Annotated in this window: 14 protein-coding genes; 10 read left to right on the forward strand and 4 right to left on the reverse strand. The window is 65.7% G+C overall.

Annotated elements, in window-relative coordinates; genetic code table 11:
- Positions 1-125: 125 nt before the first annotated feature.
- Entirely contained in the window at positions 126-1,046 is a 921-nt protein-coding gene (locus tag FXV83_RS17195) for a LysR family transcriptional regulator (RefSeq protein ID WP_148740591.1), read from the reverse strand.
- Positions 1,047-1,140: 94 nt separating this feature from the next.
- On the opposite strand from FXV83_RS17195, the gene FXV83_RS17200 reads away from it, so the two are divergent.
- The 4 genes from FXV83_RS17200 to FXV83_RS17215 all read left to right on the forward strand — a co-directional run bounded on the left by FXV83_RS17200 (position 1,141) and on the right by FXV83_RS17215 (position 5,906).
- Positions 1,141-1,584 (forward strand): DoxX family protein, encoded by a 444-nt coding sequence (locus FXV83_RS17200; protein WP_148740592.1) that lies wholly within the window; start codon positions 1,141-1,143, stop codon positions 1,582-1,584.
- A gap of 396 nt (positions 1,585-1,980) precedes the next feature.
- Entirely contained in the window at positions 1,981-3,012 is a 1,032-nt protein-coding gene (locus tag FXV83_RS17205; protein WP_187435966.1) for a TRAP transporter substrate-binding protein, read from the forward strand.
- Between the two features lies 1 nt (position 3,013).
- Positions 3,014-4,888 (forward strand): TRAP transporter large permease, encoded by a 1,875-nt coding sequence (locus FXV83_RS17210; protein WP_235939768.1) that lies wholly within the window; start codon positions 3,014-3,016, stop codon positions 4,886-4,888.
- Positions 4,889-4,928: 40 nt separating this feature from the next.
- Positions 4,929-5,906: a hydroxyacid dehydrogenase gene (locus FXV83_RS17215; protein ID WP_148740594.1), complete on the forward strand. Its 978-nt coding sequence runs from the start codon at positions 4,929-4,931 to the stop codon at positions 5,904-5,906.
- Between the two features lie 328 nt (positions 5,907-6,234).
- Here the strand turns inward: FXV83_RS17215 and FXV83_RS17220 are convergent, their stop codons facing one another.
- On the reverse strand, positions 6,235-7,401 hold the full coding sequence (locus FXV83_RS17220; RefSeq protein ID WP_148740595.1) for an ABC transporter substrate-binding protein: 1,167 nt from the start codon (positions 7,399-7,401) through the stop codon (positions 6,235-6,237).
- Positions 7,402-7,713: 312 nt separating this feature from the next.
- On the opposite strand from FXV83_RS17220, the gene FXV83_RS17225 reads away from it, so the two are divergent.
- Together FXV83_RS17225 and FXV83_RS17230 are read left to right on the forward strand one after the other, a co-directional pair.
- On the forward strand, positions 7,714-10,104 hold the full coding sequence (locus tag FXV83_RS17225) for a bifunctional diguanylate cyclase/phosphodiesterase (protein ID WP_148740596.1): 2,391 nt from the start codon (positions 7,714-7,716) through the stop codon (positions 10,102-10,104).
- A gap of 259 nt (positions 10,105-10,363) precedes the next feature.
- The gene (locus tag FXV83_RS17230; RefSeq protein ID WP_148740597.1) at positions 10,364-11,665 is read left to right on the forward strand and encodes an MFS transporter; all 1,302 of its coding nucleotides are present in this window, start codon (positions 10,364-10,366) and stop codon (positions 11,663-11,665) included.
- Positions 11,666-11,747: 82 nt separating this feature from the next.
- Here the strand turns inward: FXV83_RS17230 and FXV83_RS17235 are convergent, their stop codons facing one another.
- The gene (locus tag FXV83_RS17235; protein WP_148740598.1) at positions 11,748-12,359 is read right to left on the reverse strand and encodes a TetR/AcrR family transcriptional regulator; all 612 of its coding nucleotides are present in this window, start codon (positions 12,357-12,359) and stop codon (positions 11,748-11,750) included.
- 133 nt (positions 12,360-12,492) lie between these two features.
- On the opposite strand from FXV83_RS17235, the gene FXV83_RS17240 reads away from it, so the two are divergent.
- From FXV83_RS17240 to FXV83_RS17255, 4 genes are all read left to right on the forward strand, one after another.
- The gene (locus tag FXV83_RS17240; protein ID WP_187435968.1) at positions 12,493-13,728 is read left to right on the forward strand and encodes a cytochrome P450; all 1,236 of its coding nucleotides are present in this window, start codon (positions 12,493-12,495) and stop codon (positions 13,726-13,728) included.
- A gap of 293 nt (positions 13,729-14,021) precedes the next feature.
- Positions 14,022-17,660: an AsmA family protein gene (locus tag FXV83_RS17245; protein ID WP_148740600.1), complete on the forward strand. Its 3,639-nt coding sequence runs from the start codon at positions 14,022-14,024 to the stop codon at positions 17,658-17,660.
- A gap of 353 nt (positions 17,661-18,013) precedes the next feature.
- Positions 18,014-19,138: a DUF2336 domain-containing protein gene (locus FXV83_RS17250; protein ID WP_187435969.1), complete on the forward strand. Its 1,125-nt coding sequence runs from the start codon at positions 18,014-18,016 to the stop codon at positions 19,136-19,138.
- A 72-nt stretch (positions 19,139-19,210) separates the two neighbouring features.
- On the forward strand, positions 19,211-19,474 hold the full coding sequence (locus FXV83_RS17255; protein ID WP_148740602.1) for a hypothetical protein: 264 nt from the start codon (positions 19,211-19,213) through the stop codon (positions 19,472-19,474).
- 116 nt (positions 19,475-19,590) lie between these two features.
- Here FXV83_RS17255 and FXV83_RS17260 read toward each other — a convergent pair whose 3' ends face one another.
- Positions 19,591-20,052: a cyclophilin-like fold protein gene (locus FXV83_RS17260; RefSeq protein ID WP_148740603.1), complete on the reverse strand. Its 462-nt coding sequence runs from the start codon at positions 20,050-20,052 to the stop codon at positions 19,591-19,593.
- Between the last annotated feature and the right edge of the window lie 141 nt (positions 20,053-20,193).

Below are 20,193 nucleotides of genomic sequence, written 5' to 3' on the forward strand. Positions count from 1 at the left end.
TGCGCGCGATGATGTCACCTTTTGTAGTCGCCCGCCATGACCCTGTCTGTGCACTGGATCACGCTCGCCGGGCTGCGGCAAAATGGGGCAGGATCCCCGGGGTTGAAGCGATAAGCCGTGCTGCGTCAGGACAGTCCGCGGTCCCAAGGCGGTTCGGGCGCGAAGCAACCTGCGAGAAAGTCGATGAAGGCGCGGACCTTGGCCGGCGGTCGGCGGTCGGGCAGGTAGACCGCATGCACAGCCGAGGTCTGGATTTCCGGCTGGTCTAGCCCAAGCGCGACGAGCGTGCCGGCGCGCAAATCATCGGCGATGATGAAGGTTGGCTGTCGCGCGAGGCCAAGGCCGCCCAACGTCGCGGCGCGCAGCGCGTCGCCATTGTTGGCGCGCAGATTGCCCTTGACCTGGACCCGGATCTCGCCGTTCGCCCCGAATAGCCATTCCGCCGCGCTCGCCTGCTGCGAAAGCGTGTAGCCGAGACAATTGTGGGCGGCGAGGTCCGCCACGGTACGCGGCGTGCCATGCTTCGCTAGGTAAGACGGTGCTGCGCAGACGACCATTCGGTTCGGCGCGAGCCGCCGCGCCACCATGCTGGAGTCGCGCAAGGTGCCGATGCGGATCGCAAGGTCCCAGCCTTCATCGGCGAGATCGACCAGGCGGTCGTTGAGGCCGAGCTCGATCGTGACCTCGGGATGACGTTCCGAGAACTCTGAGATGAGCGGAGCGATCTGCCGGGTGCCGAATACGACGGGCACGTTGACCCGCAGCAGTCCGCGCGGCTCGATGCGCTCGCGCGCGACCGCTGCGTCGGCGACTTCCATGTCGGCAAGGATCCGTTCGGAGGATTCGAGATAGCTGCGTCCGGCCTCGGTGATGGACAGCCGCCGCGTGGTGCGGTGGAACAGTTTGACGCCGAGCCGAGCTTCGAGAGAGGCCACATGCTTGGTGACCATGGTCTGCGACAGGCTCATGGCCCTGGCCGCGCCGGACAGGCTGCCGATCGCCGCCACCTTGGCAAAGACCTCCAGGCTGGTCAGCCGGTCGAGCATCTATTTCACTCTATCGGTGTGAAGTATATTTTCACAATAGCGGATTATCATTCGACTGAGAATAGATCATAGCTCGGTCCGATAGGAGACCGCCATGATCGATTCCCGTACTGCTCCCTATGCCGCGCTGGTGCTGCGCGTGACACTGGGCGCGCTTTTCCTGGCCCACGCCAGCCTGAAACTGTTTGTCTTCACCCCGGCCGGGACCGCAAAATACTTCGGCAGCCTCGGCTTCCCGTCCGAACTCGCCTATGTCGTGATGACCGTGGAAGTGCTGAGCGGCGTCGCCTTGATCCTCGGCATCTGGACCCGCTACGCGGCGCTGGCCGGCATCCCGGTCCTGCTCGGCGCGATCTTCACGGTGCATGGCGCCGCCGGCTTCTTCTTCACCAACCCGAAGGGTGGCTGGGAATTCCCCGCCGTCTGGGCGATCGCGCTGGTGGCGCAAGCGCTGCTTGGCGATGGTGCCTACGCGCTGCGTCCGTCGCGCGATGTCGAGGCGGGGAGCGGCCAATTGAGCGGCGCGCATTCGCGCTGACTTCGAAGTCCAGCCGTTCCAACACGAGGAGCTGCGGGATCGCGGAGAGCGATCCTGCGGCTCTTGCTTTTCCGGTTGCGCGTCAGCGCGCCGAGCGCTGGCGAATCTATCAAGATGCGTTTGGCATTGATCGATACCTGAATTGGATCGATCCGCGCCAGTCTTGCGCCGCAGCCTTTCTGCCGCCGCGCCATTGCGCGGCGTCGCCGAAATCTAGGCAAACATAGCCATTTCGGTTCGGCCGCCGCCGATGCGCTCGCCGCTGGGACCGTTGCGCAACGAGGTCTGCAACCCTTGCTGCAACCCTTGCCTGCGCTGTCGCTTTGGCCATACAGTCGCGCCAACACGCTGCGACAACGATCGCGGCTGCAAAAAAAATCTGGGAGAGACCGCGCCATGATCATCGCGCCCGTCAGCCGTCGCACGTTCATCAAATCGTCGACAGCGCTCGCCGCCGGCCTCGTGCTCTCCCCCGCCATCATCGGCCGCGCCGAGGCCGCGACGTTGAAGCTGAAATGTTCCTCCTCGCTTCCGAACGATCCGAAATATGCCAACGGGCGCGTCTACTACGACAATCTCGTCAAGAACCTGAAGGCGAACGGTCTCGGTGAGCAGATCGAGGTCGCCTTCTTCCCCGACAACCAGCTCGGCCAGGAGATCGACGTCATCAATTCGGTCAAGCTCGGCGTGATCGATCTCATGGTGTCGGGCTCGTCGATCTCGGCCAATCTGGTGCCGCTGGTCGGCACCTTCGATCTCGGCTACCTCTTCGCGAGCTTCCCGCAGCAGACCAAGGCGTTCGATGCCGGCGCTGCCAAGCCGATCGAGGACGCGCTGCTCAAGGGCGGCAACATACGCATCATCGCCTGGGCCTATAATTTCGGCTCGCGCAGCGTGCTGGCGAGGAAGCCGGTGAAGACCCCCGAGGATCTCGCCGGGCTCAAGATCAGGACGCTGCCCAATCCGGTGATCACGGAGTGCCTGCGTCTGATGGGCGCAGCCGCGACGCCACTGGCGTTCGGCGAAATCTACACGGCGTTGCAGGCCGGCGTGCTCGACGGCCTGGAGCACGATCCGCCGACGATCCTGGCCAGCAAGTTCTTCGAGACGGCAAGATTCTACGCGCTGACGCAGCACAATTTCTCGCCGCTTGCGATCTACTTCAGCGACATGACCTTCAACCGCATGGATCCGAAGCTGCGCGACGGCTTTCTCGATGCCGCGAAAAAGGCCGCGGCCGACACGCGTTCCCACGGGCTTGCGGTCGAGAAGGAAGCGCTGGCCGCGTTGACCGAGAAGGGCGTGACGGTGGCGGAATGCGACCGCGACGCGTTCCGCAAGCGCGTCGCGCCGCAGACCGAGAATTTCATCAGGGCGCGGCCGGAGTCCAAGGCCGTGATCGACATCGTCCGCGCGACTCAAGCGTGAGATGGTCAAGCCTGAGATGGCGTTGACGGGCGCGGTGTCGCTCTCGGGCGGTCGTCACGCAAGCGTCACCCTCCTGCTCCGCGTGAGCGACGCGGTCGCGGCCGTCCTGCTCGCCGCCGACCTCGTGGTGGTGTGCGCCTCCGTGCTGCTGCGCTTCCTCTTCAACGCGCCGGTCGAATGGTCGGACGACGTCGCGCGCGGATTGATGGTCGGCTCCGCCTTCTTCGGCGCGGCGAGCGCGCTGGCGCGCGGCGAGAATGTCGGGGTGTCGTTCTTCCGCGATCTGGCTCCGGTGCGGCTGCGCGCGCTGGTCGATGCGGCCAGTGCGCTGCTGGTGGTGCTGATCTCGGCCTATGTCGCCTATCACGCGATCAAGCTGGGCTCGCTGACGGCGGGACAGACCACCGGGTCCGGGCTGCCGCTGGAGCTGACGTTTTACCCGATGGGCCTCGGCGCGCTGTTCATGACGGTGTTCGCGATCGACCAGCTATGCGCAAGGCCGCTTCCCGATATCGTCAGGGGCCTCATTGCGATCGTCGTGGCGAGTGGCCTCTACCTCGCCTGGGATTATTTGTCCCCGTCCTCGGTGCCGTCGGCGGGCACGCTGATGCTGATCGGCTTCTTCGCAACGCTGTTCGGCGGATTGCCGATCGGCTTTGCGCTGGCGCTGGCGGCGCTGATCTTCATCTGGGTCGAGGGCGCGCTGCCCGGCGTCATCTTCGCCCAGCAGATGGCGCGCGGCATCGACAATTTCGTGCTGCTGGCGATCCCGTTCTTCATCCTCGTCGGCTATCTGATGGAGGCCAACGGCATGTCGGTGCGCCTGATCGAACTGTTGCAGCGTGCGGTGGGACGCATGCGCGGCGGGCTAAATGTTGTGATGGTGGCCTCGATGGTGCTGTTCTCGGGCATCTCCGGCTCGAAGATGGCCGATGTCGCTGCCGTCGGCTCCGTGCTGATCCCGGCGGCGCGCCGCTCCAGACAAAATCCGGGTGGCGCGGTGGCGCTGCTTGCGGCATCCGCCGTGATGGCGGAGACCATTCCGCCCTGCATCAACCTGATCATCCTCGGCTTCGTCGCCAATCTGTCGATCGGCGGGCTGTTCGTCGCCGGTCTGCTTCCGGCGGCGCTGATGGCGCTGGTCCTGATCGTCGTCTCGATCATCTTTGGCAAGCGTCCCGCCGCGGTCGAGGAGATCGAGCCGCAGATTCCGGTGTCCGGCCTGTGGAGCGGCGCGATTGCCTCGTTCGGCCTGATCTTCATGATCTTCTTCGGCTTCAAGAGCGGCTTTGCCACGGCCACGGAGATCTCGGCTTTCGCCGTCGCCTACGCCCTCGTCATCGGCGCTCTTGTGTTCCGCGAGCTCAGCTTCAAAACGGCCGCGCACAGTTTTGTCCAGGCGGCGACGCGGGCGGGGCTCGTCCTCTTCATCGTCGCGGCCGCGCAGTCGCTCGCTTTCACGCTGACGCTCCAGCAGGTGCCGCATGCGGTCGGCGACTTCATGCTTGGGTTGTCCAAGACCAGCGGCGTCTGGCTGTTCATGCTGCTGGCGATCGCGGTGCTGATCGTGATGGGATCGGTGCTGGAAGGCGCAGCCGCGCTGATCATCTTCGGGCCGCTGCTGTTGCCGGTCGCCGTGCAGCTCGGCGTCGATCCCCTGCATTTCGGCGTCGTGCTCGTCATCGCGATGGGCATCGGCCTGTTCGCGCCGCCGCTCGGGCTCGGACTCTACGGCGCCTGCCTGATCGGCAACGTGCCGATCGAGCAGACCGTGAAGCCGATCATGGGCTATCTGGGCCTGCTGCTGCTCTGCCTGCTGGTGATCGCGTTCGTGCCGTCGCTCTCGACCGCGCTGCCGCGCGCGTTCGGCTATTGAAGGAGTCTTGTCATGAAAGTCTTGTCATGAAGGTCTTGCCATGAAGGTCCTGTTGGCTCACACGCCGGAGATGCGCCGCAATTACTACGGCGATCGCAGCCTGAACGGCCTGCGGGCGATCGCCGAGGTGATCCTGCACGAGGGCGATCAGCCCCTCGGTGCAGCCAGCCTCGTCGACGCGGCCAGGGAGGCCGACATCATCGTCGCCGATCGCATGACGGAAGGCCGCGGCGGGATCTTTTCGCAGCTGCCGCGCTTGCGCGCGTTCGTCCGCTGCGCCGTCGACATCCGCAACGTCGATGTTGATGCGGCCTCGAACGCCGGCGTCCTGGTGACCCGCGCCGGCCCGGGCTTCGTGCAGGCAGTCGCCGAGCTCGCGCTCGGCTTCATGGTCGATCTGTCGCGCGGCGTATCGCGGGCGACCGCCGACTACCAGGCTGGCCGCAAGCCGGAGGCGCGGATGGGCCGTCAGCTCGCCGGCAGCCGGATTGGCATCATCGGCTATGGCAGCATCGGGCGCTACCTCGCCGAGGTAGCCAAAGTGCTGCGCATGGAGGTGCTGGTGTCCGACCCCTTCGCGACCGTCAGCGATGCTGCGATCAGGCAGGTCGCGCTCGACGAACTGCTCGCGGCCTGCGACTATGTCGTCTGCCTCGCCGTCGCCAACGAACAGACTGAGAACTTGATCGGCGAGGCGGCGCTGGCACGCATGCAGAAGCATGCCGTGTTCATCAATCTGTCGCGCGGCAATCTCGTCGACGAGGCGGCGCTGGCGCGGGCGCTGACGGAGGGCCGCATCGCAGGTGCTGCAATGGATGTCGGCCGCGCGCCCGACCAGATGCCGACACCGGAGCTGGCAAAGCTGCCGAACGTGATCGCCACGCCGCATGTCGGCGGCCTGACACCGCAGGCGATCGAATATCAGTCGCTGGAAACCGTTCGGCAGGTCGAAGCGATCGTCAAAGGCGAAATCCCGCCGGGCGCCGTCAATGCAGAGCGCTGGACGCGGAGGCCTTAGCACGCCTAACTCATGCTTTCTCCGTTCCCTCCCCTGGAGGGCAGGGCAATCGCATATGGGTGCACGATGCGGCGACATCGGCGGTGCGCCCCCTCTCCCGCTTGCGGGGGAGGGCTGGGGTGGGGGTTGTCTCCGCGTCGGGATTGTTGAGATTGGGGAGGATATCCCGCCGTGGCGAGAGCCATCACCCGCCGCGCTCTGCGAGCGCGTCGGCCTCTCCCGCATGCGGGAGAGGCGGAGCAAGCCCGCGGACAATACTCGTGAAATCCATATGCGATTGCTGAACGCACCTCATTCGGAGCAGCAGCCGTGTGTCATTCGATGCGCCCTACAGCCGATCGACTGCCCTGAACGTCCCGTCCTTCTGGATCACCGTCAAGAACACCTTTGGCGGCGTGTCGATCATGCGCGGGCCGACGGTGACGATGTTGCCGCTAATGTCGAAGCTGCCGATCTCGTTGACGACTCGCAACAGCTCGGCGCGCGTTGGATTCGGCCCGGCCTTTTCCAGCGCCGCGGCCGCGAGGCGGCCAGAGAGATAGCCTTCCAGCGACACGAAGTCCGGCGTCAGCGCCGGGTCGAACGCCTTCTGCGCCGCCTGGTAATCCGCGACGAGTCCCAGCGAGCGATCCCAGGGGAACGGCACGACCTGCGAGACGATGACGCCTTCGCCCTCGGGGCCGAGCTCTCCGGCGAGGGCAACGGCGCCGACGAAGGAGATGTTGACGAAGGTCGGATGGAAGCCGCTGCGGTGCGCGAGCTTGATGAATTCGGCGCAGGGACCATAGGTCCCGACCATGGCGATGGCCTCGGGCTCGGCGCGCTTGAGCATCCGCCAAGCCGAGGCGACCGCGCGGGTGTTGCGCTCGAAGGTGCCTTCGGCGGCGAGCTCGAGGCCGCGCTTGGCGAGCGCGCGCTTCACGCCGGTGAGACCATCGCGCCCGAAGGCGTCGTCCTGGTAGAAGATGCCGATCCGGGTGAAGTGACGGTCCTCGGTCAGGTGCTTGATCCAGGCCTCGGCCTCCGCGCCGTAGCTCGCGCGAATGTTGACGACGTTGGAGAGCTCGAGGTCGCGCAGGAATTCGGCGCCGCTGAACGGACCGATGAAGGGGACGCCGCGGGCGCTGGTGATCGGAATGGTCGCGACCGCGGTCGGCGTGCCGACCGCGCCGATCAGCGCAAACACCTTGTCGTCCTCGATCAGCCGCAAGGTCTGCGCCACCGAGCGATCGGGATCGTAGCCGTCGTCGCGGCTGAGCAGTTGGAGCTTACGGCCGTGCACGCCGCCCTTCGCATTGACCTCGGTGAACGCGGCGACGATGCCCTGCCGCATGCGCTGTCCGAGCGCGGAGGAGGGGCCCTCGAGCGCGGCGGCCTGGCCGAACAGGATCGCATCGTTGCTGACGCCGGTCTCCTCGCCTCGGGCCGTGAGCATGGTCGCGACCAACAGCGCGATGGTCAAGGTGATGCGTGTCGCGGATCGAGATCGATACATCAAGAAGTCTTGCCGAGTGCGGGAGAAGCTCAAGGATATCCCGGCAGCATGAATCGGCGATGTATCGGCCGCTCCGTACTACTCCGGGGAAAACCGGCAATTTACTTGCACAGATGTCGCGCCAATCCAGCACTTCATTAACTAAGCCGGGCAATGCGAAACAGCCGGGTTCCGAAATTCTCCAGTTCTTAACCGCGGTCCTGTTCCGATAGTGGCTCCGGCGGCTCAACCACAGGTTCGGTCCGCCGCGAAAGAGGGGACGGCGGCTTTGGGATGAGCGATCGCGATCAGAATGATCAGGATCGGGGACGTATGACCGGGCGGTGGCGGCTTGGGCCGCTGCTCCGGCTGTATCGTCCTGCGCTTGTTGCGGCCGGTCTCGGTCTGCTGTTCTCGCTGGTCGGCGCCGCCGCGGTCGCGCGATGGGAGGATCGCGTCAACAGGATCGAGTTCGAGAACGCGGCCGAAACCCAGTCCCTCATCATGCAGAACGGCATGAACGAGTATATCAGCCGGCTTGTCGCGCTGCGGACCCTGTTCGAATCGGCCAACGAGGAAATCACCCGCAGCGAATTCGAGACCTTCAGCGCCCGCCTGTTCGAGCGCCATCCGGGCATGCTGCGCGTTGCCTGGGTGCCGCGGGTCAATCGCAGGGAGCGCGCCGACTACGAGGCAGCCGCCATTGCGGACGGCGTCTCCGGCTATCGCATCAAGTCGCTCCAGGGCGAGGGCTTTGCAACCGCGCCGCAGGGCGACGAATATTTTCCGGTCTTCTATTCGACGCAGCCGAAGACCTCGCTCGTCTACGGCATGGATTACGCAACCGTTCCGGATCGCCGTGCTGTGCTCGAGCGAGCACGCGACAACGATCAAATTGCATCGCTGCGGGCCCAGCTCTATGGTCCCCGCGAGAACGGGCAGTTGCCGAACGCCCTCGTGGTGGTGCCGGTCTATGCCAAGGGCACATCGCGCGACACGGTCGCCGACCGGCGCCGCAATCTGGCGGGCTTCGTCGTCGGCATTTTCGATCTGCCGCTGCTGATGCAATCCATTCGCGTAACGACCGGGGCCAGCTCGGCGGTCAGCGTGAACGTCTATCCGCCCTTCACCGGGCAAATCGTCAGCATGGCGCATGCGTTGCCGGATTATTCCTCGGCAGCCAACGCCCCACAGGCGATGCGCGACGTCGCGCAAGGCCTGCACTGGTCGGGTCAGCTCAAGATCGGCGATACCGACTGGCAGGTCCGCGCGATGCCGACGCCCGACGGTCCGCTGGAGATGACCTACGACCGCGCGGTCGCGGTGCTCATCGTCGGCATGCTGCTGACGCTGTCGCTTGCGACCTATCTGATGCTGGCAAGCCGCAATTCGCGGCGGCTGTCGCTGGCGAACAGGCGCGTGCTAGAGGTCGCCCAGACCGATATCCTGACCGGACTGCCGAACCGCGCCTTTTTCCTCTCACGGCTCGACGAGATCAACGGCCAGTTGAACGATGGCGGCGTCACGTTCTCGATCCTGATGCTCGATCTCGACCGCTTCAAGAACGTCAACGACTCTCTTGGTCACGGCGCTGGCGATGCGCTGCTGCGCCAGGTGGCGCAGCGGTTGAAATCGGCGTTGCGGGCGAGCGACGTGCTGGCGCGACTTGGCGGCGACGAATTCGCCATCCTCCAGCAAGGCTGTGAGGACCAGCGCGCCGGCTCGACCGAGCTGGCGGGACGGATCGCCAAGCTGGTGGCCGAGCCGTTCCTCCTGCCCGGACACCGGGTGGAGATCGGCACCAGCATCGGCATTGCGATCGCGCCGGATCACGGCAGCGATCAGGAACAGCTCTTGAAGAAGGCGGACCTCGCGCTCTACCGGTCGAAATCGGCCGGCCGCAACTGCTTCACCATCTATGACGAGGCGATGTCGGCGGAACTGGAGGCGCGCAACACGCTGGAAGGCGATCTGCGCGATGCCATCGCGCTATGCCAGCTCGAAGTGCATTACCAGCCGTTCGTCGATGCTCTCTGCGGTGCGCGGCGCGGCTTCGAGGCGCTGGTGCGCTGGCGGCATCCGACGCGCGGCTTGATTCCGCCGGACCAGTTCATCGCCCTTGCGGAGGAGACCGGGCTGATCGTGCCGCTCGGCGAATTCGTGTTGCGGCGCGCCTGCGCGGATGCGGCCGGCTGGCCTTCCGATTTGACGGTTGCCGTGAACCTGTCGCCGATCCAGTTCAAGGAAGCGGATCTGTTCGACATGATCTCGGCTGCGCTGAGGGATTCCGGGCTGCCGCCGCAACGGCTCGAGATCGAGATCACCGAGTCGGTCCTGCTCGAGCGCGGCGCCGAGAATCATGCTTTCATGGAACGGCTCAAGAGCGCCGGTATCGAGCTTGCACTGGACGATTTCGGTACGGGCTATTCCTCGCTGAGCTATCTCACCGCGTTCCCGTTCGACAAGATCAAGATCGACAAGTCGTTCATCCGCAACCTCACCCATCAGCCGCGCAGTTCCGCGATCATCTCCTCGATCGTGACGCTGGCGCGCGGCCTCGACATGTCGGTCACCGCCGAGGGCGTCGAGACCCGCGAGGAGTTCGAGCGGTTGAAGGCGCTTGGGGTCAACTTCGCGCAGGGCTATCTGTTCGGCCGTCCGCAGCCGATCGATCGGATGCTGTTCGACGCGCCCCTCCAGCCGTCGCAGCTCGACGCCGCCTGAGCACGCGCCTCTTCCTTCGAGACGACCGCTTTGCGGTCTCCTCAGGATGAGGCTAAGCGGCATCGGTGCCCGTTGAAACTGCTGCCGCGCGCTCCGTCCTCATCCTGAGGAGCCCGCCTAAAGCGAGCGTCTCGAAGGATGGGCCGCAGGGAAACCGCTCTCGAATGCGAATGCGCTGTCGCTCACCGGGCATGCGCGAAAAGCGCTTGACCCGGTCGGTCCCTGATGGTCCGAAGGATCGTCCAGGGATGAAACAAAAATGCGGCTTCCGTTCTTCTACGGCTGGGTCGTGGTCGCCGTGACCTTCGTCACCATGGCCATCGGCGTCAACGCGCGCACCGCCTTTTCATTGTTCTTTCCTCCCATCATCTCCGAATTCGGCTGGGAGCGCGGCATCACCGCCGGCGCCTTCTCCTTCGGCTTCGTGGTCTCGGGCGCGGTCAGTCCGCTGATCGGCCGGCTGATGGATCGCGCCGGTCCCCGCGCGGTGATGGAGCTCGGCGTCGTGCTGATGGGCGGCGGGCTGCTGCTTGCGCCACTCACCAGCGAGCCCTGGCATCTTTATGTGACCATCGGCGTCATGGTCGGTGCCGGCAGCGTCTGCCTCGGGTATTCCGGCCAATCGCTGTTCCTGCCGAACTGGTTCATCCGCAAGCGCGGCTTTGCCATCGGCATCGCCTTTGCCGGCGTCGGCATCGGCTCGGTGACGCTGCTGCCCTGGGTGCAGCACATGATCGAGCAGACCGGCTGGCGCACCGCCTGCACCGCGATGGGGCTGATGATCCTGATCGTACTGGCGCCGATCAATCTGCTCCTGCACAAGCGGCCCGAAGACATCGGCCTTCGGCCGGACGGCGACGGCGCGCCGTCGGCCGGCACCGCGAGGCCCGCCTCCAACATCGTCGATCCCGTCTGGGCCGGCACCGACTGGACGCTGAGGCGCGCGCTGGCGACGGCGCGGTTCTGGTGGATCGCGCTCGGCTATTTCTGCGGCCTGTACATCTGGTACGCGGTGCAGGTGCACCAGACCAAATTCCTGCTCGACATCGGCTTCAGTTCGAACGTCGCGGTATGGGCGCTGGGCGTCGTCAGCCTGCTCGGCATTCCCGGCCAGATCCTGCTCGGGCACATCTCCGACCGGATCGGGCGGGAGTGGGTATGGGCTTTGAGCTGCGCAGGTTTTGCGATCTGCTTCGCGGCGCTGATCGCGTTGAAATATCAGCCCTCGTTCTGGCTCGTCTATCTGATGGTTGTCGCGCAAGGCGCGCTCGGCTACGGCCTCACCTCGATCATGGGCGCGGTGGTGTTCGAGATTTTCCAGGGCAGGCACCAGGGCAGCATTTTCGGCACGATCATGCTGGCGGCGCTGGCAGGCGGCGCGGCCGGTCCCTGGCTGACAGGCGTGCTCTATGATCGCGCCGGCGACTACACGCTGGCCTTCGCGATCGCCGTTGCGGTGAGCGGCTTGTCGGCGCTGTCGATCTGGCAGGCCGCTCCGCGCAAGGTGCGGGCCGTGGCCGGCCGGCTGCACAAGCTCCATGCTGAAACTGGTGCTGGATAGGTTCCGGACCCACCGAATTACCTTCGCCTCTTTCGCGGATCGTTAGGTGCGGTTGCGATGAAGCGGTCGGCGTAAGGCCGCTTTACTCCGGCGCCAAACCCGTTTTCCGCCTCAAATCCGTGATCGCGCGCAGAAAACTGTCGGCCGGCGTCGTCTCCGGATCGATCAGCCGATGCAGGCGAAAACCGTCCTCCAAAGCCAGCACGACGGAAGCCATCCAGGGCGGGTTCAACGCGTCGTTTTTGCCGTTGCTCTTTAGCGTAGCCTCGAGGATGTCGGCGACCAGCTTGCGCCGCGCGCGCAGGCGCTTTGCAAGTTCGGGGCGGCGCTTCTTGGCGCGCGCGACGTAGAGGATCATTTCCATGTGCAGCAGCGGCGAGCGGCCGAGCGGATCCTGCCGGCTGCGGTCCATCGACTTCAGCGCCGAGATGAAATCGTCGAGATTGCCATGCTGCGCGAGGATGTCGAGGTTGCGGCGGATCGATTGCTCGACATGGTCCTCCAGCATGGCGATGATCAACTCGTCCTTGCTCTTGAAGTTGGAATAGAACGCGCCGCGGGTGAAGCCGGCCGCAGCCGCGATCGCCTCGATGCTGGCGCCGCCGATGCCTTCTTCCTCGAACAATCGGGCGGCTGCCTCGAACAGCTTGTCGCGCGTGTCGTCCCTGGTCGGCCTGGTTCTCACCCTTGACATCGGACCAGTTTAGAGCAGAATGCAACTCGATACAACAATGTATCGAGTTGAAAAATTTCAGGGATGGTTACGCTGCGCGGGTCAGGGAGCAACCGGCGTATTCGTGTCATGCGGCAACCGATGTGAGGTCACCATGAACGAGCAAGTGCCAGGCGCAAACGGCGATCCGTTGTTCAACCCGCTGTCGCCGGACTTCATCCGGGATCCCTATCCGCATTACGCGCGGCTGCGCACCACCGAGCCGATCCATGTAACGCAGTTCGGATCGTTCGTGACCAGCCGCCATGCCGAGGTCAGCCTGGTGATGCGCGATAAGCGTTTCGGCAAGGATTACGTCGAGCGCACCAGGCGCCGCTACGGCCCGCAGATCATGGACGAGCCGGTTTTCCGCAGCATGAGCCACTGGATGCTGCAGGCCGATCCGCCCGACCACACCCGCCTGCGCGGCTTGGTGGTGAAAGCCTTCACCGCGCGCCGGGTCGAGGACATGCGGCCGCGGATCCAGGAGATCGTCGACGAGGCCATCGGTGCGGTGATCGATCGCGGTCACATGGACTTGATCGAGGATTTCGCCTTCCGCCTGCCGGTCACCATCATCTGCGACATGCTCGGCATTCCCGAGGACCATCGCGAGGTCTTCTACAACAGCTCGCGCGACGGCGGACGGCTGCTCGACCCCGTGCCGCTCTCGCCGGAGGAGATCGCCAAGGGCAACGCCGGAAACCTGATGGCGCAGATGTATTTCCAGCAACTGTTCGAATTGCGCCGCCGCAATCCCGGCGACGATCTCACCACCCAGCTCGTGCAGGCCGAGGAAGACGGCAATAAGCTCACCAACGACGAGCTGACCGCCAACATCATCCTGCTGTTCGGCGCCGGCCACGAGACCACCGTCAATCTGATCGGCAACGGCCTGCTCGCCCTGCATCGCAATCCGGACCAGCTCGCGCTGCTGAAGGCGCGGCCGGAGTTGATCACCAACGCGATCGAGGAATTTTTGCGCTACGATTCGTCGGTGCAGATGACCGGGCGCGTCACGCTGGAGGACATCGACGATCTCGGCGGCGTCAAAATCCCCAAGGGCGAGACCGTGCTCTGCCTGCTCGGCTCGGCCAACCGCGACCCGGCCGTCTATCCCGACAACCCCGACAGGCTTGATATCACCCGGCTGAACGTCAGGCCGCTATCGTTCGGCGGTGGCATTCACTTCTGCCTGGGGGCGCAGTTGGCGCGCATCGAGGCCGAAATCGCCATCGCCACGCTGCTGCGGCGGCTGCCGGATTTGCGCATCGACGACGTCGAGAACCCGCAATGGCGGCCGACCTTCGTGCTGCGCGGGCTGAAGCAGCTGCCGGCGAGCTGGCGTTAGCCGTCAGCGCTGCTTCGGCGAGTGCTCATCCTCATCCTGAGGGCCCGCCCAAGGCGGGCGTCTCGAAGGATGGCAACGGGCGAGAGCGGGGCCCCTATGGTTCGAGACGGCGCTTTGCGCGCCTCCTCAGCATGAGGGTCGCGCAGTAGCGTTAACCTCCGCGCGCAACAGTCGCTGTGACTTCGCCACACTTGCCCCTATATAAGGGGCAGTTCCGGCGCGCCTGAAGCCTCTGCGGCCAGGGTTTGGGGGTCAAGATTTGGCCCGGTGCCGGCTTGGCCGAGGGGAGACCCGTGCAGACGACGCTGCTCGGATTGGCGATTGCCTTCATCTTAGCGCTGCTCGCCGCGCTGATCGGGCCGTATTTCATCGACTGGAACCAGTTCAGGCCCCAGTTCGAGGCGGAGGCGACCCGGATCATCGGCGTGCCGGTGCGGGTGGCGGGCCAGCTCGACGCGCGGCTGTTGCCGGCGCCGACGCTGCGGCTGCGCTCGCTCACCTTCGGCGGCAACAACGATCTCGGCCGGTTGCGCGCCGACAAGCTCGACGTCGAGTTCAGCCTGAGCTCCCTGATGCGCGGCGAATGGCGCGCCACCGAGCTGACGGTCAACGGCATGGCGGTGGATCTCGGCCTCGACTCCAGGGGACGCGTCGATCTGCCGTCCACCGCGAGCGGCAGCTTCAACTTGGCCTCTCTCGCCATCGAGCGGCTGAACCTCACCGGCCGTATCGCCCTGCATGACGCTGCCAGCCGCTCGACGCTCGAGCTGAGCGACATCGCCTTCTCCGGCGATGTGCGCTCGCTCGCGGGCGCGGTGCGGGGCGACGGCAATTTCACCGCGGCCGGCACCCGCTATCCGTTCCGCATCTCCTCCGGCCCGAGCGCCGACGGTAGCGCCACCCGTCTGCATCTCAGCATCGATCCCGGCGAGCGCGCCATTCAGGCCGATCTCGAAGGCGTGCTCGCCTTCGACAACCGCCTGCCGAAATTCGACGGCGCGCTGACGCTGGCCGTTCCCCAACTCAAGAAGCCTGGCGAGGCGGGTCCGACGCCCTGGAAGCTCGCGGCCAAGCTCAAGGCCGATCCGGCAGGCGCAAAATTCGACCAGATCGATGCGAGCTTCGGCAGCGAAGACGCCGCGCTGAAGCTCGGCGGCGTCGGCGATCTCAGGTTCGGCGCCGCGCCGCTGCTCCGCGCGGTGCTGTCGGCGCGCCAGGTCGATGTCGACAAGCTGGCCGGAAAGAATGACACCGAGCCGCTGCGCATCCTGCCGGCGCTGCGCGCAGGCCTCGCGGCGATCCCGCAGGCGCCGATCCCGGCGCAGATCGAATTCAACTCCGACCAGATCATGCTGGGCGGCCGTCCGCTCCAAAACATCGCCGCGGAGCTCAAGAGCGACGGCAAATCCTGGACCTTCCAGCGGCTCGAGCTGCGTGCGCCCGGCATGACACAGCTCTCGTTCAACGGCGCGACGCCCGGCGCCGACAGCTTCAGCGGCCGCCTCACCGTCGAATCGTCCGATCCCGATACGCTGGCGGCCTGGCTCCTAGGCCGCAGCGAGATCAACCGCCGCAGTACGCGGCCGCTGCGCCTTGCCGGCGACGTGACGATCGCCCCCAACCATCTCGCCGTCGACAAGCTGAAGGCCGACATCGAGGGTGGTGCTGTCGAGGGACGGATCGATTTTGCCCAGAACGGCGCGAGCAAGGGCTCGCGGATCGATGCCGATATCAAGGCCGACCGTCTTGACCTCGACGCCGCCGCGGGTTTCGTGCGCGCGCTCGCGGGTCCGCAAGGCGAATGGCCCGAGGAAGCGAAACTTTCGCTCGACGTCGGCCGCGCGATCTCCGCTGGGCAGGAACTGCGGCCGTTCGCGGCAAAGCTCGGCTATGGCCCGGCGACGCTGGCGCTGGAGCAGTTGCGGTTCGGCCAAGCCAGCGGCGTGACCACGGAGGCGAGCGGCAGCTTCGACCGCGCCAGGACAACCGGCAAGCTTGCGCTGACATCGTCGGCCAGTTCGCTGCGCCAGCTCACGGCACTGATCGAGCCGTTTGCGCCTGTAGTCCGCGCGCGGTTCGATGCGCTGCCGTCGTTGCCCGGTGCGACGCGCCTGAAGCTCGACCTCAGTCTCGACAAGAACGCCGAGCACGCCGATCGCAGCGACGCGCGCGCCGTGCTCGAGCTCGATGCGCCGCAGCTCAAGGCCAGTGCGACGCTGGCGGCGCAGACTCCGGCCGCGGCGGTCAACGGCATCGATCTTGACCGCTTGCGCAACAGCGACTTCACGCTGGACTCGAAACTGTCGACACCGCAGGGGAGCGCGCTGCTGGCGCTGCTCGGCCTCGATCGCGCCGTGGCGGCGGGCGAGGGCGCCTCGCAGTTCGAAGGTAAGCTGAGCGGCGCATGGCGCCGGCCGCTGCAATTGAACGCAAGGCTCAGCGGCGGCGGGCTGGACGCGGATGCGCTAGGCAGCATCGAATTGTCTGCGCCGGAGCCAAAGGCCAGCGTGAATTTGCGTCTGCGCAACGCCAACCTGGCGCCGCTGTTCGGGACCAGCGCGGCCGACAAGTCGATGCAGGCCGTCACCCTGTCCTCGCGCGTCGGCCTGTCCGGCAACCGTCTGACCTTCGACGATCTCGACGGCACCGCTTCCGGCTCGCATTTGCGTGGCCATCTCGCAATGACGCTCGATCAGGACAAGACCGTCGATGGCGAAGTCGGCCTGGACTCGCTCGATCTTGCGCCGGCGCTCGCGATGGCGATCGGTGCGGCCGGGCACAATTCAGGCGAGCCGCTGGGCGCGGGCCTGCTTGGCGGCTGGCGCGGCCGCATCGCCTTCCAGGCGTTGCGCGGGAGCCTGCCTGATGGCATCGAGCTGCGCCCCGTCGGCGGCACGATCAGGAGCGACGGCCAGTCGCTCGCGCTCGATGCGCTCAAGGGCGGCGTCGGCGGCGGTGAGATGTCCGCGAGCCTCGATGCGAGAACTGGCGCCAACGGCCTCGCGCTGAACGCGCGCCTCGAACTGACCAATGTCGATGCGGCGACGCTGCGCTACCGCGATCTCGCTCTGCGGAAAGGACGCGCCTCGGTGCAGATGGCGCTGACGAGCCAGGGCCGCAGCGTCGCGGCGCTGATCGGCGCGCTCGCCGGCAACGGCACGGTGACGCTCGATTCCGCCGAGATCAGCGGCCTCAATCCGCGCGCGTTCGAGATCGCCATCCGCGCCAGCGACGGCGGCCAGGTCAGCGACGACAATCGGCTGCGGCAACTGGTCGAGCCTGCGCTGTCGGCAGGTCCCATCGCCGTCGCCTCGGCGCAGATTCCATTCACGATCCGCGACGGCCGCCTGCGCGTCGGCGCGACACCGCTGGAGGCGAAGAACGCCCGCGCCATCGTTTCCGGCGGCTACGACATTCCCGCCGACCAGGCCGACATCCGCGCCAGCCTGACGCCGATCATGACCGGGCTGTCCGGCGCTCCCCCGGAAATCCAGTTGTTTGCGGCAGGTCCCCCCGACAAGCTCAATCGCACTCTCGATCTCGCGCCGTTGTCGTCATGGCTTGCGGTGCGCACGATCGATCGCGAGACGCGGCGGCTGGATGCGATCGAGCGCGGCGAGCCGCCGCCGGCCACCGCGGCGCTGCCGACGCTGGTCTCGCCAGATCCCGCACCGGAGCCGTCGCTGACCGACGTGCCGATGCCCGGCCGCGATCCGCGCCGCGCGCCGCTGCCGAAGCCCAGGGCTGAGCCCAAGGCCGCACCGATGCCGAAGGCGCCGCAGGCAGCCCCCGCCGCGCCAAGCCCGCCGCTCGCAAGCCAGCAGCAACTGGCGCCGCTGCCGCCGCCGATCGAGGTGAGGCCGGCGCCCGGCCCGCCGCCGCCAAAACCGAAGCCAAAACCGCCGCTGGTGCTGACGCCGTCGAATCCGTAAGGCGGATTTTGGTTTGCACCAAACGGGCCGCGGATCCCTTACCTCTCCCGCTTGCGGGAGAGGTCGCGCCGAAGGCGCGGGTGAGGGCTCTATCCTCTGGGGGAATCCCTCTGTGGAAACACCCTCACCCCAGCCCTCTCCCGCAAGCGGGAGAGGGAGCGCACCTCCATTTGCCGCGCGAGCCGTTGCCCGCCGGTAAACCAATTCCCCCGCATTTTAACGAATTTTCCCCGGCAAAACTGATCTGCCGGTTTTACCGGATTCTCGCGTTTGTTCCCTAGGGTCGGTTTCTGAGGAATCCGGCGTCCTGCCACTTGCGGCAGGACGACTCGCCAAGAACTGGGGTGATCGAGATGAACGGGGCAAAACCGCTGCTACAGGATCTGGACGACGCGATCGCGCGCGGCACCGACGAGAGCCGGGCGAAGGCGTTGTGGCACGCAACCGACATTCTGATCACCGGTCGCTACAGCGACGACGAGATCAGCATGTTCGGCGAGGTGATCGGGCGGCTGGCCGACGAGATCGAGGTCGTCGCGCGCGCGCAGCTTTCCGAATTGATGGCGGCCTGCGACCACGCCCCGCTCAACGTCATCGAAAAACTCGCCCTCGACGACGCGATCGAGGTCGCCGGTCCCGTGCTGCGCGACTCCGATCGTATCGACGAGAAGATGCTGGTCGAGAGCGCGTTGACCAAGGGCCAGTCGCATCTGCTCGCCATCGCCCAGCGCAAGTCGATCGGCGAGGCCGTGACCGACGTGCTGGTCAAGCGCGGCAACCAGGAGGTCGTGACGTCCGTCGCCAGGAATGAGGGCGCGCGCTTCTCCGGCTCGGGCCTGTTGCACATGGTCAGGCGCGCCGAGGGCGATTCGATCCTTGCCGAGCAGCTCGGCCTGCGCAAGGACGTGCCGCGCCACATCTTCCAGCAGCTCATCTCGAAAGCGTCCGAGGACGTCCGCCGCCGGCTGAAGACCGAGCGCCCCGAGATGATGGCGCAGATCCAGAGCTCGGTGACCGAGGTCACCGGCGATCTGCAATCCAAGTTCGGTCCCTCGTCGCGCAGCTATTTCGTCGCCAAGCGCACGGTGACGACGCAGCACAGGCTCGGCAATCTCAATCAGGACTCGATCTCGAACTATGCGCGGCAGCACCGTTTCGACGAGGTGCAGATCGGCCTGTCGCTGCTCTCGGCGCTCCCGGTCGACGTGATCGAGCGCGCGCTGATGGACCGCAACCGCGAGATGATCCTGGTGCTGTGCAAGGCGCTCGACTTCTCCTGGGACACCACCATGTCGCTGCTGTTCCTCGGTGCCAAGGATCATCTGATCACGGCGCGTGAGCTCCACGACAATGAGCGCGATTTCGGTCGGCTCAAGATCGAGACTTCGCGCAGCATTCTGAAGTTCTATCAGTCGCGCAAGAACAGCGCCGGCACCGACTCCGCCCAGGGTCGTCAGCCCGAGCTCCAGGTACACTGAACGAGTACACTGAACGAGTACACTGAACAGGTGCACCGAGCATCATCCGGGAATTGGCAGGGAGTATTTGCAATGTTGCCTCAATTCGGCACCGCAGTTCGCAAGAATCCGAACAAGAATCCGAACAAGAACCTCAACAACAGCTTCGACGCCGATGCCGGCGGATCGGCTCCGGACAAGGCCTCGGTCGACGCCGCATGGCTAGTGCTGGAAGCCGCCAACGATCTCGGCGATCACGCCGCGATCGAAGCCTGCCGCCGCGTCATCGATGCCGAGCTGAACGGCACCGTGGCGGGCAGCTCGGATATCGATCTGGTGCTGGGGTATTTCCGGTAGGATTTCGTAGGATCGTTTCGCTTCCGGGCATCCGCGTTCTTTGTGCCGCGCCGCAAGGCGTGGATGGCCAGGACAAGCGCGGCCATGACGGTGGAAGCGTCAGCAGCCGAAAGCCGTCAGGAGAGAAGCTCGATTCGGAGAGGGTACTTCCCCCTCGTGAGCAGTGGCTGAATCCCATCCTCGAGACGGCCGAGACGGATCAGCCCTTTCGAATAGCGATAGCTGCCGTGAAAGAAGGCGAGATTGCCCCAAGGGGCGTAGTAGCAGATGTCGCCCGGCGCCTCGCCCGCGAACAGGGCGCTGCCGTCCTCGGTCAGCTTGCGCGGTAGATAGACAATCTTCTCGTTGGTGGAATAGTCCTCGATGGTCAGCTCGAGCGGCAGGCTCGAGACGAAGTCCCGCGCTGGCGGGCTGTCGAAAAGCATCGCCGTAAAGCTGTGGCGATTGAAGGCGCATCGGATCCGCATATTCGCTGCTCCACTCCCCGCGGCGTTCGCGGCCAGGCCAACGACCGGACCGGCGGCGATGGCCAAGAGGCTCCCAAGAACGGTTCGACGCGCGGGGCGATGTCGGGGCATGGTGATTGCCGGTCGTTGCGGCCAGGACGGCGCGGGTCACGGCGAAGACCGCCCGCGCCATCGGAATTAGCCGATCGAGAGCGATCCGATTAGATGGAACAGTCCGCTTGCATTGATCGATCCTCGCTATAAATGGGAGGT

The sequence above is a fragment of the Bradyrhizobium hipponense genome, from assembly GCF_008123965.1.
GTDB classification, from domain to species: Bacteria; Pseudomonadota; Alphaproteobacteria; order Rhizobiales; family Xanthobacteraceae; genus Bradyrhizobium; species Bradyrhizobium hipponense.